The sequence below is a fragment of the Colwellia sp. KU-HH00111 genome, assembly GCF_040362745.1.
Lineage (GTDB): Bacteria > Pseudomonadota > Gammaproteobacteria > Enterobacterales > Alteromonadaceae > Colwellia.
In genome coordinates, this window is record NZ_BAABWO010000005.1 from 187,567 (window position 1) to 202,666 (window position 15,100).

The 15,100-nt window shown below is 39.7% G+C and carries 12 protein-coding genes; 5 read left to right on the forward strand and 7 right to left on the reverse strand.

Annotation, left to right across the window (positions count from 1 at the left end; genetic code table 11):
• Window positions 1-54 precede the first annotated feature (54 nt).
• Window positions 55-474, forward strand: a complete 420-nt coding sequence (locus ABXG98_RS11080) for a secondary thiamine-phosphate synthase enzyme YjbQ (RefSeq protein WP_353538747.1) — start codon at window positions 55-57, stop codon at window positions 472-474.
• Between the two features lie 172 nt (window positions 475-646).
• On the opposite strand, the gene dnaB is transcribed toward ABXG98_RS11080, so the two are convergent.
• From dnaB to rpmE, 7 genes are all read right to left on the reverse strand, one after another.
• Window positions 647-2,065: a replicative DNA helicase gene (gene dnaB / locus ABXG98_RS11085; RefSeq protein WP_353538748.1), complete on the reverse strand. Its 1,419-nt coding sequence runs from the start codon at window positions 2,063-2,065 to the stop codon at window positions 647-649.
• A 141-nt stretch (window positions 2,066-2,206) separates the two neighbouring features.
• Window positions 2,207-3,154, reverse strand: coding sequence for a DUF4097 family beta strand repeat-containing protein (locus tag ABXG98_RS11090; protein ID WP_353538749.1), 948 nt, complete (start codon window positions 3,152-3,154; stop codon window positions 2,207-2,209).
• 66 nt (window positions 3,155-3,220) lie between these two features.
• A complete protein-coding gene (locus ABXG98_RS11095; protein ID WP_353538750.1) occupies window positions 3,221-3,784 on the reverse strand; it encodes a hypothetical protein in 564 nt (187 codons plus the stop codon).
• Window positions 3,777-4,382: an RNA polymerase sigma factor gene (locus ABXG98_RS11100; RefSeq protein ID WP_502901555.1), complete on the reverse strand. Its 606-nt coding sequence runs from the start codon at window positions 4,380-4,382 to the stop codon at window positions 3,777-3,779. The genes ABXG98_RS11095 and ABXG98_RS11100 overlap by 8 nt, the downstream gene beginning before the upstream one ends.
• A 286-nt stretch (window positions 4,383-4,668) precedes the next feature.
• Window positions 4,669-5,274 (reverse strand): hypothetical protein, encoded by a 606-nt coding sequence (locus ABXG98_RS11105; protein WP_353538751.1) that lies wholly within the window; start codon window positions 5,272-5,274, stop codon window positions 4,669-4,671.
• Between the two features lie 12 nt (window positions 5,275-5,286).
• Window positions 5,287-9,246: an ExeM/NucH family extracellular endonuclease gene (locus ABXG98_RS11110; RefSeq protein ID WP_353538752.1), complete on the reverse strand. Its 3,960-nt coding sequence runs from the start codon at window positions 9,244-9,246 to the stop codon at window positions 5,287-5,289.
• Between the two features lie 460 nt (window positions 9,247-9,706).
• Entirely contained in the window at window positions 9,707-9,919 is a 213-nt protein-coding gene (gene rpmE / locus ABXG98_RS11115; RefSeq protein ID WP_353538753.1) for a 50S ribosomal protein L31, read from the reverse strand.
• Window positions 9,920-10,140: 221 nt separating this feature from the next.
• Between rpmE and priA the strand changes: the two genes are divergently transcribed.
• The 4 genes from priA to hslU all read left to right on the forward strand — a co-directional run bounded on the left by priA (window position 10,141) and on the right by hslU (window position 15,088).
• Window positions 10,141-12,393 (forward strand): primosomal protein N', encoded by a 2,253-nt coding sequence (gene priA, locus ABXG98_RS11120; protein ID WP_353538754.1) that lies wholly within the window; start codon window positions 10,141-10,143, stop codon window positions 12,391-12,393.
• Window positions 12,394-12,464: 71 nt separating this feature from the next.
• Complete coding sequence (locus ABXG98_RS11125) at window positions 12,465-13,034, forward strand: SPOR domain-containing protein (RefSeq protein WP_353538755.1); 570 nt, start codon at window positions 12,465-12,467, stop codon at window positions 13,032-13,034.
• Between the two features lie 94 nt (window positions 13,035-13,128).
• Window positions 13,129-13,647, forward strand: coding sequence for an ATP-dependent protease subunit HslV (hslV, locus tag ABXG98_RS11130; RefSeq protein ID WP_353538756.1), 519 nt, complete (start codon window positions 13,129-13,131; stop codon window positions 13,645-13,647).
• A gap of 97 nt (window positions 13,648-13,744) precedes the next feature.
• Window positions 13,745-15,088, forward strand: a complete 1,344-nt coding sequence (hslU, locus tag ABXG98_RS11135) for an ATP-dependent protease ATPase subunit HslU (protein ID WP_353538757.1) — start codon at window positions 13,745-13,747, stop codon at window positions 15,086-15,088.
• The last annotated feature ends 12 nt before the right edge of the window (window positions 15,089-15,100 follow it).

Here is a 15,100-nt window from a genome sequence, read left to right on the forward strand (position 1 = left end):
TAATAGATGGGTACACCAATGGTACTAATAAAAATAAGAGGTTTGATATAGATTATGTGGCAACAACGGGAAGTTACCTTATCAGCAAAACAACGCGGTTTTCATTTAATTACTGATGAGCTTTTACAGCAACTGACTAGTTTAGGTAAAATCAAATGCGGCATACTTCATTTATTTATTAAACACTCTTCCGCTTCGTTAACAATTAATGAAAATGCCGACCCAACCGTTCGCAGTGATATGGAAAAGCACTTTAATATCATCGCCCCTGAGCGAGCGCCTTATTATCAACATACTTACGAGGGTGATGATGATATGCCCGCCCATATAAAATCAAGTTTGCTGGGTTCGAGTCTTAGTATTCCTATCACCAAAGGGCGTTTAAACCTAGGTATTTGGCAAGGCATATATTTAGGTGAACATAGAGATCACGCAAGTAGCCGCACTATCGTCGCCACCATCCATGGTGAATAACGTATATTAGTTTACTAATCCTCTTCTAAAACATGGGGTCCAGCGTAATTATCAAAACGTGAGAATTGACCTTGGAATGCTTGAAATATGAGTGGTACTCTGCCAAATTAAGGTCATTGTGTTACGTTGCACCTTGGCCTATAAAGAAATAATACTCACAAATATAAACAGGTTAATCCTCTTCTAAAACATGGGGTCCAGCGTAATTGTCAAAACGTGAGAATTGACCTTGGAAGGTTAATGGAACTCGTCCAATGGGGCCATTACGTTGTTTACCTATGATGATTTCCGCCATGCCTTTAAATTCACTATCATCGTGATAAACCTCATCACGGTAAATAAACATAATTAAATCAGCATCTTGCTCAATTGAGCCTGATTCACGTAAATCAGAGTTAATTGGCCGCTTATCACTACGTTGCTCTAGACCACGGTTTAGCTGAGAGAGCGCAACTACAGGTACTTGTAGCTCTTTAGCTAACGCCTTGAGTGAACGAGAAATTTCAGCAATCTCTAAGGTACGGTTATCAGAAAACTGTGGTGCACGCATCAGTTGTAGGTAATCGATCATAATTAATGAAATACCACCATGATCCCTATGAATACGTCTTGCTCTTGAGCGCACTTCAGTAGGCGTTAAACCAGCAGCATCATCAATAAACATTTTACCATTTTCAATCAACAGCCCCATGGTCGAAGACAATCGAGCCCAATCTTCATCATCTAATTGACCGGTACGAATTTTAGTCTGATCGATCCGTCCTAACGATGCCAGCATCCGCATCATAATTTGATCAGCAGGCATCTCTAAACTAAATATCAACGCAGGATACTCTTGTGTCATCGCCGCATGTTCAGCCAAGTTCATCGCAAAGGTTGTTTTACCCATTGACGGACGTGCAGCAACAATAATTAAGTCAGATTTTTGCAAGCCAGCGGTCATTTTATCCAAATCAGCAAAACCACTGGGTACGCCAGTTACACCACCTGTTTCTGTTGAGCAAAGCTTCTCAATGCGATCAACGGTTTTTTCCAATACCGAATGAAGGCTTTCTGGCCCTTCAGATTTGTTGGCACGTTTTTCCGCAATTGCAAATACCTTGGTTTCAGCAAAGTCTAACAACTCGGCGCTGCTGCGTCCTTGGGTATCATAACCAGCCTCAGCCAATTCGTTCGCAACTGATATCATTTCACGTGTGACTGCACGTTCACGAACAATGTCAGCGTATGCAGTGATATTGGCAGCACTTGGCGTGTTTTTCATCATCTCTGCGAGATAAACAAACCCACCGGCATCATCAAGCTTTTGATCGTTTTCGAGTGCTTCAGAGAGAGTAATTAAATCAACAGGCTCACCCAACTCGATTAATTGACCTATAGTTTCAAAAATAAGGCGGTGTGAGCGCGTATAAAAATCCTCGGCGACTGTTTTTTCTGCAACACGATCCCAAGTTTCGTTATCCAGTAACAAGCCACCCAGCACTGACTGCTCAGCTTCTAACGAATGAGGGGGTGTTTTTAAGTCATCAATTTGTTTATCTTTGATAAACTGCCTTTCTTTGGCAAATTTACCGGGTTTTCTTTCTGCCATTTACTGAGCCTTATTGAAAAAGAAGAGTGTAAAAGTTTAAGTGGGTTAATGTAGCAGAAATGACGAAAAAAATAGAGGATTAAAAACATAAAAAGCAGGATATTACTGCCTGCTTTTTATTTGATAAACGTTTTCTAAGCTTTATTTAACCGTTACCTCACCACTGACAGTGTTAACTCTTACGGAGCCATTAGCATCACCCGTTTGAAAAAACAGTTTTGAGCTGGGGCCATATTTAGCACGGTCGGCCTTTTGATTAGTGAGTTTGTTGATCAAATCGCCACCGGCATTGGCTTTTAAACGAAAGTCAGCTGATACCTTGTTTTGAAAGTCAAACTCAAGAGAGCCACTAACCGTTGAAGCCTTGACCGCTGCATTGGGTTTAAGGGATAACCGCACTTCAGTATCACCACTAACCGTAGAGGCTTTGAATTCATCAACCTCTGCTAAGTTTAATTCACTATTACCTGAAATATTATTTATAGATACTTCATGGGCTTGTGAACTAACGTTAATTTCACCACTTACCGCTTGAAAATAGATCACTCCTTTTGAGTCTTTATCTTTAATATCACCGCTGACTGACGACAAGTTAATATCCCCTTGTAACGACTTGGTGCTGATGTTGCCGCTGACACTAATAAGTTCAATGCGATTATTAAGCTTTGTTGCCTTGATATCACCGCTAACCGTTTTAACCGCTACGTTATTGGTTAAATTTTCCAATTCAACATCGCTAGAAACACTCTCAAAATTCAGCCTAAGATCTGTAGGCATATGAATAATTAACTTTGAACCTTTAGAGTTCCAACTACCTCGATTAGGCATATCCACTTTAATAGTAATTGTTTTACCCGTTTGTTCAAATATTATTTTTTCCGCGTTATCATCAAGCTCACCTTTGACCTTAACAACGGCGTCGTCCCAGCCAATAATGGTCACATCTCCACTTAAATTTTCAACGGTAACCGTATTAACGCCAGCACTTGGCAAAGTTGCATCGACTTTTTCACCCGCTAAACTTACTGGGGTAAAAAACAGACTAACACTGGTTAGTGCTGCCACCATGTACTTATTTACCTTATTCATATAAACCTCAAAATTATGTTATTTCTACTATCTTTTGACAAAACTTGTCATCTTGAACCGAACTGACTAAATTGATTGCCAGTGCACGTTATTGTTATTCATGTACGGATATAACTGTTGTAACAAATTCAATTCTTGTTGCTGGGTGAAGCGCAATAAATTAAGTAAATCGACATTATTGGCGTCTGCCTTGAGCGCTTTTTCTATTGTCTTACGTGCTTGCGCTAACTCCTCTAATTGATTTTGCATGGTGACCGGCAGATTAGACATATCAGGTTTGCCATAACTCACTAACATTGCCTGTTTTTGTTGCTGAAAATTTGTTTGCATGGCCTTTACCAGTACATCGCTATTAAGCGCGGCTTGTTCTGAGTGATTCGATACTAAATCTGGTGTTATATTAGTGCTTGTCGGCGCAAAAGAAATCCAAGCAACCAATACGGCAGCGATAATTGACGCCGCCCATGCCATAGGCGGCAGACTTTGTTGCTTATCTGTATGTTGAACGCGTTGATTTTTATGTTGAATAGCGCGCTCAATCCCTGGCCATAAATCACGCTGTGGTTGCATATCTTTCGGCAGCTTTCTGACCTCAGACGCCAACGTTTGATCTGATACCTGCTTATTCATCATAACCTCCTACAACTGCTGCTTCGCTCATAGCTTGTTTCAATAGTGTTCTGGCTCTGTGATATTGCGATTTACTTGAGCCTACCGCCATACTTAACATGGTTGCTATTTCCTCATGCCGATAGCCTTCGACGGCAAACAATACAAAAACCAACCGCGCTCGCTCTGGCAGTTGAGCTATATGTTTGTCTAGTACTTCTAGCTCAGATGAATCATCTAACTCCACCGCTGCTTCATCAGGTAATGAGTAATTTGTTTGCTCTTCAATGCTAAAAACTCGTTGGAACCAATTCTTTTGTTTACGAATATGACTTAGAACAACATTACTGGTAACACTGTGCAGCCATGTACTAAATTTACTTTCACCACGAAAGTTGGTGATTTTTTGCCACAACACCACAAACACTTCTTGGCAAACATCTTCTGCGCTGTCTTTGTCTGCAAGCATACGCCAACACAAGGCATAGACTTGCCGGTGATGCCTTTGATAAAGCTGATGAAAAGCGATTTGCGAGCCCTGCTGTGCTTGAGTAATCCACTCTTGCTCTTGAGCGCTGACAAACAACTTGTTGGCATCAATGACCTTAGCGTTATTCAAAAATTCATACTCTGTTAATTGTTGTTTAATAGTTAGATGCAGTATGTCAAAAAAGGGTTTAAAGCTGAACGGTTATATTTTTTGTTATGGCGATAAAAAGCTAAAAAACAAAAAAACAAAAAAACAAAGAGTTTGGCAGGATAAGACTGAGCATTGTTGCTCGAATTATTCCAGTAGTAGCAATCGGGCTAATTTATTACAAAAAAAAGTCCTAGTATGCAACCTAGGACTTTACTGGAAATCTCTTCACAAAAAATGAAGGGGGTTTACTGGGGTATTACTCATATTACCGCTTAGCTACTTTGGTGGGTAAACGAGTTACTAACAACAAAGCCAGTAGCATTAACCCCATTGAACTTGGCTCTGGCACCTGGGTTGCTCCAACAATACTTACACTACTATCAAGTACTTGCAAGTTAGAAAAACTTGAACCAAAATCATCGGCTAGTGCTGCAGATAAAATATTAAAATTTGCATCACCTTGCGTTAAGGCAACAAAATTAATGGTTATTAAGTTAAATTCTTCAAAAGCTGATTGCGCAGCAAATAAATCATCAAACCAAGCAAAGCTAAGTTCGCTCATAACCAATTGCCCCAATACAGCATCATTGAAATTTTGTGTGCTTGGTCCAAAAGGATCTACATTTAATTTATCACCAAAACCAAACGAGCTAATTGCTAGCAAGCTTTCATCATAAGCTAAGCTAATACCAAAGCCTGAAATCAATTTTTGAAACCCTAATGCATCGGCTTCAATATCTTGCACTTGAATATAGGCGCTGACCGTATCACCAATATTAAAAGTATCATGATCAAATACTGTGGTAATCAATGTTGCATTAGCATTAATGCTAACCAGCATAAAAAGGGTTGCTATTAATAAATTTTTCATTATATCTCCTAGTTATATTGCACAGCGTGAACGCGTACATTTTGTCATAAGTGCCCTGGCATCGTATAAGTTCACCATGCCGTCAAAGTTAAAATCATATTCCAAACCAAATTGTTCACCTGCACGCAATCGTTGCGTGAACAACGTAATATCTGACCTGTCAATGTCTTGATCACCATCAAAATCACCAATTAACGCTTGCGCTTTTGGTAAGCTAAAGGAAATAACCACAGGGTCATGATCTGATGCTCTAAATGCATCAGCGCCATAATACTTGGATAATTGCTCGCTTGACTTTGACTCTATGTTGTAATCAAACACATGGGGTTCATCAGCATTTATGTGCCACACTTGTGCATCATCGACCATCGCGGCCATTGCAGGTGTTGCTAAAGCATGGTCTAAAGAGCCCACTTCACCTGCATATGAATAGGTGTAGGCATTCACCCCTTGATGTTTAGCAAGCAAATCTTGATATTGGTTTGAGATAAATACGCTAATTGGATCTTCTTTCGCATAAGAATTCATATCGCCAATAACAATTATGTTTGATTGATCGACATTGGTTGGGTTAGTCGATAACCAACTTAGGAAAGCCGTTGCTGCTTGGGTGCGCAGTTCATTCCAACAACCTTGACCGTCGCCTAAGTCAACATTATTACCCGTAGCACTGCTACAACCGGCTTTTGCTTTTAAATGATTAACCGCTACCGTAAATACCGTATCATCGGCTACCGCTTTAAATGATTGTACTAATGGCGGTCTATTGCCATAATCAAATGGCACTTGCTCGGTTGTTGCCCCGTTATTCACGGTTGCCACTTTACTTGGCTTGTATAGCATACCAACAGTAACTTTATCTCCACCTATTCTATCTGCATCAAGCGAAACATATTGATAGGTGCCCGCTCCCATAACATTATTTAAGTTACTTGTTAATTCAGCTATCGCTGATAACTCACCAAAACCATCATTTTCAATTTCCATTAAGCCAATAATGTCGGCATTAATTTCTGCAATGGCATTAACTATTTTATCATTTTGACGCACAAACTCTTCATAGCTACTAGCACCACGCGAGGTTGGAAAACCAGCCCCTTGACCATCACCGTTGAAGTAATTTAATACATTAAAGCTAGCTACACGTAGATCACTTTCTGTAGAGTAATTTGGCGCTGTTTGACGGGCATTAGTTGAACTAAATACCGGAGCGGTCGATGGGCGAACTCTAAATTTTTGATAACTATAATCAAGAATACCCGTTAATTGACTAACAGAATCACCTAGCCTCAAAGTGTTGTTGTAAGCTAAGCTGCCAGTAGGAAATGGCACTTCATTTGAGTTTTTCTCATTACTCATGTCATCTACGTACAAAATATTACGAGCATTTGAGTCAATTAATGCAATCGCATTAGCACTGTTAGGTGCAAATAAGTTAGTTGGTTTAATTAAACGACTACTTGCAACTGCAAATTCTCCATATTTACCTAAGTTATAATGATCTGTCACTTTAAGCGATTGGCGATTAGTGACCAACATTCCTTCAAGTGCTTCAAAATCGTTAAAACTATTAACGGGTAATGTAAGTTCTGATGCTTCGATAGCGGTTGCTGCACCACAATCAAGATAAGGTTGAGAGAGTGATAATTGAGTTCGGTTATAAAACTCTTTAACATCACCTAAAACACGGACTAGCTGATCAACCGCTGGCATATCACCTTGACTGTTTAGATCAACAAAAATAGCTTCTGACGTTTGACTGTCGTCATCATTATCACTAACTTCTTCTTGTATGAAGAAACCAGACAAATCATTGGCTATTGCCGTGACAACCGCTTCAACAATTAACCGCTGGCCAATCAATGGTGAGGCAATATCACTACCCTGCACATTGCTGATGAATGTTGCAGGGTCTTTACACATACCAAGTTCAAGCTCGGGTTCATCACTAACACCATTAAACTCATGGCTACCTAAATAACTAAAGCTATTACTTGCATGACTTTGCCATTCAATGCTTTTGTCAAATTCATCGTTAGTAATCGTATCTCCTGTCGAAATTGTTGGTAGTCTAACTAAAGTTACATTAGCTGCCCAAGATTGACGAACCCCTTTGGTACCAAAACTATCAACAACGTTGCCATCGAGAGTTAACTCAATATAGTCATCGCCATTAAAGTTAATAGCACTTGAGAACACATCAACATATGCCTTTAACGCACTGTCAGCAGTAATTTGGCTAGAGCCGATTACCAGTACATCTTGACTGGCAATTTCACCGGTTAGCGAAAGCGTGGCTGTTGGCTCTGTTGAACCATTTGAATACTGATTAAAAGCCCACCCCGCTAGTGATATTGTTGCATCAGTAGGGTTAAAAATTTCAATCGCTTTATTGTAACTACTGCCTTCAACGTACTCTGAGAAAAATAATCCAGCGCCAGAAGGAATTGGGTCAACTGGGTCAACTGGGTCAACTGGGTCAACTGGGTCAACTGGGTCAGTTTCACTACTACAATCTAGGTCAAATATTTTTTCTACCCACTCAGGATGATCAATAAACGGGTTACGGTTTCCTTGAAATTCATATATTTTATTGTTGCGATTTCGCTCATATTCATCAACAGGATCGGCTTCATGCCAAGCTAATAACGCACACAATTTTCCTAGTTTAGCTTCACCGACAGAGGTTAAGGTATTCACTAAATTAAGGTTGGGTGTTTGTGAATCATCGCCTTGATAACGAACATCCATATAAAATGTCATCCGAGCGATATCCCCTTTCACTTGAGCTCTGGGCTCAAATGAATCACTATCCACCTTATTTTCTGGCGCTTCAGCTAATTCGCTATCACTAAAATCAAAATCTAAATTGCCGCGTGCAGAATTTACTGAAATATCGGCCGGACGTAAGTGATGAATATCAGTATATGCTGAGGCACTTGAGCTAGGAAAACCATGGCTTTTGGCCCAAACATGTTCACGGTTCCAATTATCAGGGTTTGATGATTGCGAACCACTACCATTTGAGAACTTTGCAATAGAGTTACCTTTATAAATTAAGATAACATTGTCGCTATTGGTAGGGTCTTCATCTGTTTGTGTCAATGCCGTCCAAACCTCTGAATAAGATAACACTTGGTGGTTTGTTGCAGTAATGGCAGAAATTATCGTTTTTATCTCTGCAACGCTTTGTCCTGCATTTATCGCCTCAATAGCATTAGCGTAATAAATAGCATCATTAAAATCATTGCTTGACGCAACCTTAGTTAAATCAGGGCAATTATAACAAGCATTGCTTATAGTGGTTTCGTCCTCGGGTGGAGTGCCATCATCTGGCGGTATTTCACCATCAGATTTAGCTTGTCCTGAAACAATCACCTCATCAAAATTAATATATTCTGAGCCGGCATTGTTTTTCATGCTTATTCGAACAACTAAACTTGAACCTTCTGCAATTTCTGTGGTTATTTGCTGTGTTTCAAAGTCATCTATTAAGGTGTAATCGCTTGAACCTTTGCCTTGCCAGTTAGGAACTAAAGTAAATGTGTCACCATCGATTGAATATTCTACTGATAAAAAATCAGTGGGTTCATGGTTACCAGTTTCACTCGCGGCAATGGCTAAGGTTATTTGTTCAAAGTTAACAATAGAAATTACTTCACTTTGCCAAAATGCAACACCATCCAAATCTCTGCCTTGAAACTGCTGGTTATTGACTTTAAACCAGTCAGAAGTTGCAGTTAATCCTGCAGACGAAACATTAACTGACCATTTGGTCACATTTTCCATATCAACAACATTGAAAACCGCACCTTTACCGTCAATAGTGGGATCATTGAAGTCTTCTTTCCATATTTCTTCAGAAAAAGCCGAGGTAGATATTAAGCAAGAAACAAAACACCCTAATAACCTCCTGTTTTTATGATTTTTTTTATTAACCCTTTTGACGTTGGTCAACTCATCTTTTTTCATTATTATATTCCCTAGGTTTGAAAAGTATAAATACTATACTACTATCATTACAATTTTGTTACATTATATTAACGAAAACCCATTGTTCGATAAATAATATTGACCAAATGGTTATTTCATAGAAAACAAATAGCGACCAAGAATTGTTTAGTATTAAACCTAATTGGCCTAAGTATCCAAGCTCGGCTAATCGCACCAACAGGCGACGTGGCTATGAATAAAATGATGAAGGTTGCGGGACAATTTATACTTAAAGGCAAAGGTTGTGGAGTTGAAGTGTAAAGCGCAGGGTCGTACTCAAACGAGTATATTGAGATGGCTTGGGCATACTTGGGGTATATATATTTATCAAAAAAAAAGCTTTTGATTAACATCAAAAGCTTTTTCTTACTAAGCATCGGTGTATATCAATAAACTAGGTTCACTGAATAATCCGAGCTTGTTACTTTTTAATGCAACTTTACTTCTTAGAAAGTGCACCAAAACGTTTGTTGAATTTATCAACACGACCACCAGTTTCAGCCGCTTTTTGCTTACCAGTGTAGAAAGGATGACATTCAGAACATACGTCTAAATGAACATCTTTTTTAGCTGTTGAACGAGTTGTAATCACATTGCCACAAGAACAAGTTGCTTTAAACTCAGTATAATCAGGATGAATACCGTCTTTCATGGGGACCTCTATATCTCTTTCGAGAAAATGGGCGCATCGCCACTCAGCCGTTTTGCTTTAAAGCTTAAACGCTAAGCACCATACGTAGTTAAAAAATAATGGGGGCGAATAATAAATGATCACCACGATAACTGCAAGCAAAAGCAGCGCAAAATTATCTAAATAAACGCCTTTATTAAAAACAATATTAAGATAAGATAAGCGGTCAAATATCATTATAAATGCAATTACCATTCGTGTCTGAACAATATGTGCAAGTTGCTGTTCCCGTACCTATGCGGCAGCTATTTACTTATCAAGTACCTCAGGAGATGCAAGCACCGTCAATTCAAGTTGGCGAGCGTGTTGCTGTGTCGTTTGGCTCGAGAAAGGTCATTGCTATTGTCATGGCAATCAACTCTGACATAGATCCCATTGTTGATGATGAACGCACCATTGCCAATAAAAAAATAAAGCCCATTGCGAGTCGCCTTAACGATAGTTTTCATCTAAGCGACTCCTTAGTTAGCTTCTTAACCTTATGTGCTAATTATTACCATCATCCCATTGGAGATGTATTTCAACAGGCCTTACCTAAACTATTAAGGCAAGTAAAAAATGTCGATATTAAACCCCCAATGGTTTTTCAACGTGTCACAGTAACTGACCCCGTAAAAGCAGAACATTTGGTAAAAATTGAAAGCAAAGCGCCAAAACAATTTGCGTTGTATCAGTTAATTAGCAAGCATCAAGGCACAAGTTGGGCGGAATTACGTACCTTGGGTTATAGCAAAACACAACTTAATGCGTTAATCGCAAAAGACTTGATTTGTGAAGTAAAACAACAGCCGCATCAATTCAGTTGGCACAAAGAAAACCTAGCCCAAGAGAACAAACAAGTATTATCTACTGAGCAAGCCGTTATTGTCAGTACCATAAACCAAACACTTGAGCAGTTTTCTTGTCATTTAATTGATGGTGTTACTGGCAGTGGTAAAACAGAAGTTTACCTGCAAGCAATGGAAGCGGTATTAGCAAAAAGTAAGCAAGTGCTGGTAATAGTTCCTGAAATTGGTTTAACGCCTCAAACGCTGTTGCGCTTCGAACAACGTTTTAATGTGCCTATATGTTTGCATCACTCAAACCTAAATGACACCGAACGATTAGACACTTGGTTAAATGCGCAGCAAGGCAGTGCTGCTATTATTATTGGCACGCGCTCTGCCATATTCTCCCCTTTGCATCAACTGGGCATGATCATCATTGATGAAGAACATGACAGCTCATTAAAACAACAAGATAGCTTTCGTTATCACGGCCGTGATATGGCTATTTTACGTGCCCGACAATTAAATATTACTATTATTCTTGGTAGTGCTACCCCTAGCTTTGAGTCATTACAAAATGCCTTGTCCGGGAAATACCACTACCATCAATTGCGTCACCGTGCTGGCAAAAGTAAAAAAGCAAAAATAACCTTATTAGACGTGGCTAAACAGCAAATGGAATTTGGTCTATCAGGGAGTTTAAAGCACGAAATTTCAAAAACCCTAGCACGAGGTGAGCAAGTGTTAGTGTTTTTAAATCGTCGTGGTTATGCGCCGGCCATAACGTGTCAAGAGTGCCATTGGTTATGTGATTGCCAACGCTGTGATAAGCCTTACACCTTTCATCAAAAGCAACAACTGTTAATCTGTCATCATTGTGGCAGTCAAAAACGTGTACCACGACAATGCCCTAGTTGTGGTAGTGTCCGAATAGCACCTGTTGGCCAAGGCACTGAACAACTAGAGCAGCGTATTCATGAAATTTTCCCAGATGTCAGTATCGTTAGAATAGATAGAGACAGCACGCGTAAAAAAGGCGAGCTTACTAGGTTATTACAAGAAATTGCTGATAAGAAACATCAACTATTAATTGGCACGCAAATGCTAGCAAAAGGCCACCATTTTCCTGACGTTACCTTAGTAGCAGTACTCGATGGTGATGGCGCTTTATTTAGCTTTGATTTTCGGGCCAGTGAACAAATGGCACAACTGATGATTCAAGTAGCAGGTCGAGCTGGTCGCGCCAGTAAGCCGGGGCAAGTATTAGTACAAACAAGTTATCCCGAGCACCCATTACTTCAAGATCTCGTGCATAACGGCTACCAACATTTTGCCAAACAAGCATTGGTTGAGCGAAAACAAGCAATGTTGCCCCCCTTTAGTTTTCAAGCGTTAATTCGTGCAGAAGCAAATTACCCTAGCTACCCTGAAAAATTCTTGCGACAATTAACCGAACTTGATCTTATCAACTGTCAGTTTGCTGGACCTGTACCCGCTGCGATGGAAAAAAAAGCAGGTAAATATCGCTATCACCTTATTTTACAAGCAAAATCTAGAAAAGAGTTGCATGTCACAATATTACAGTTATTAGCTGCGATTACTGATAATGAGTGGCAAAGTAAAGTTCGTTGGAGCTTAGATATCGATCCTATAGATTTAAACTGGTAATCATCAAGCTTGTAATTAGAAATCACTTAAGGATAGAATAGCGGCCATTGTTCGCGACTTTCCTGCTGTCCATGTCAAACCAAGATTACATTGCTAGAACACCGTCAAAAAAAAACAAAAACAGTCCTTATAAAAAGAAATCGGCTGAACCTGCACCCAAGCCTGCTTTAAAAAATAGACTGATAGGTTTTTTCGCGTTGCTATTAATTGCTGGTTTTGCCTACGGTTTGTGGTTCTTAAAAACAAGCCCGAAAACCAAAACGCCGACAGTGGAAGCATCCGTTGCAACAAAAACTAAAGCAGCCAAAGAAACCACATTACCTAAGCCACCTAAAGAAAAGTGGACCTATGTTGAAAACTTGAAAACTAAAGAAATTGAAGTGGGCGAGTACGAAGTAAAAGAAAAAGGCCCATACAAAATGCAATGCGCCTCGTTTAAAACCAATGCCCAAGCAGAAGCCCTGAAAGCTAAAATGGCCTTTGTTGGTATCGAAAGTAAAATTCAAGTGGCACAGGGTAAACACAACACTTGGTATAAAGTGGTATTAGGTCCATACGAGCGCAAGCGTCAAGCAGAAGAAGACAAGCATAAATTAAGAAATAATAAAATTAATGGTTGTCAAATTTGGCTTTGGAAATAATTTTAACCCAATAAAATTGATTCTATCCTTGAAAAGTCAGTAATAATCCCAACTTTATTTACATCAAAATGTATTTTTAAAGATTGGAGTTAATGTGACTACTATCGTTTCAGTTAGACGCAATGGCAAAGTTGCCATTGGTGGGGATGGACAAGTATCTCTGGGCAATACCGTAATGAAAGGTAATGCCAAAAAAGTTCGCCGTTTATACAACAATAAAGTCTTAGCTGGTTTTGCCGGCGGCACGGCTGATGCTTTCACTTTATTTGAGCGCTTTGAAAGTAAATTAGAGCAGCACCAAGGCCACCTCACTAAAGCAGCGGTTGAATTAGCAAAAGATTGGCGTAGCGATCGCGCTTTAAGAAAACTCGAAGCCTTACTGGCGGTCGCCGATGAAACCGCCTCACTCATCATCACAGGTAACGGCGACGTGGTTCAACCCGAGCATGACTTAATAGCAATTGGCAGTGGCGGCAACTTTGCTCAATCTGCAGCGACAGCCTTACTAGAAAACACTGAGCTGAGCGCAAAAGAAATCGTTGAAAAGTCGTTAACTATTGCCGGTAGCATCTGTGTATTTACCAACCAGACACAAACAATAGACGAGCTTTAAGTTTTCAATGAACAAGGTTGAATTATAAATTCAACTGTAACGTTTATATAAAAGATCAGGTCTTGTTAAACAATCAAGACAACACGAGGATAAACACATGTCAGATATGACTCCCCGCGAAATTGTCCATGAATTAGATAGCCATATTATTGGTCAAAGCGATGCCAAACGAGCCGTTGCCATTGCCTTAAGAAATAGATGGCGTCGCATGCAGCTTGATGAAGCGCTACGCAATGAAGTGACCCCAAAAAACATTTTAATGATTGGCCCTACTGGCGTTGGTAAAACAGAAATTGCCCGTCGATTAGCTAAATTAGCACGCGCGCCTTTTATTAAAGTTGAAGCAACAAAGTTCACCGAGGTGGGCTATGTGGGTAAGGAAGTAGAAACGATTATTCGCGATCTAGCCGATATGGCGATCAAAATGGTCAAAGAAGATGAAATGAATCGGGTAAAACATTTGGCAGAAGAAGCCGCTGAAGAGCGAATTTTAGATGTTTTATTACCTCCTGCTCGAGATGGTTTCGGCAATGCTGAAAAGTCAGCAACAGAAAGTGACAGTAACTCTACACGCCAAATATTTCGTAAAAAATTACGTGAAGGTAAGTTAGACGAGAAAGAAATTGAACTAGACTTAGCAGCGCAACAAGTGGGTGTAGAAATTATGGCTCCCCCTGGCATGGAAGATATGACTTCGCAATTGCAAAGCATGTTCCAAAATATGTCGAGCGAAAAAACCAATAAGCGCAAATTAAAAATTAAAGACGCATTTAAAGCACTTCAAGAAGAAGAAGCGGCCAAAATAGTTAACCATGATGACATTAAGCAAAAAGCGATTCATGCGGTTGAGCAAAATGGTATTGTCTTTATAGATGAAATAGACAAAATATGTAAACGTGCCGACAGTAATAGTGGTGGCGATGTTTCGCGTGAAGGAGTTCAGCGCGATTTGCTACCCTTAGTAGAAGGCTCAACTGTTAGCACTAAACATGGCATGATAAAAACAGATCATATTTTATTTATTGCCTCTGGTGCATTCCAAATGGCTAAACCTTCTGATCTCATTCCTGAATTACAGGGGCGTTTACCAATACGTGTAGAGTTAAAAGCGCTCACCACTGAAGATTTTGTTAGAATATTAACCGAACCTTTTGCTTCATTAACAGAGCAATACATTGCATTATTAGCTACTGAGGGTGTTGCCATTGACTTTAGTGATGACGGCGTACAAGCCATTGCTAATGCTGCTTGGCAAGTCAATGAAACCACTGAAAATATTGGTGCTCGTCGCTTACACACTATGATGGAGCGGTTAACCGAAGAACTTTCATTCCATGCTAACGAACGCTCAGGCGAAACCATAGTGATTGATAAAGAGTATGTTAACAATACCTTGAACGAAGTGGTTAAAAACGAAGATTTAAGCCGCTTTATTTTATAAGCTATGGCCTAC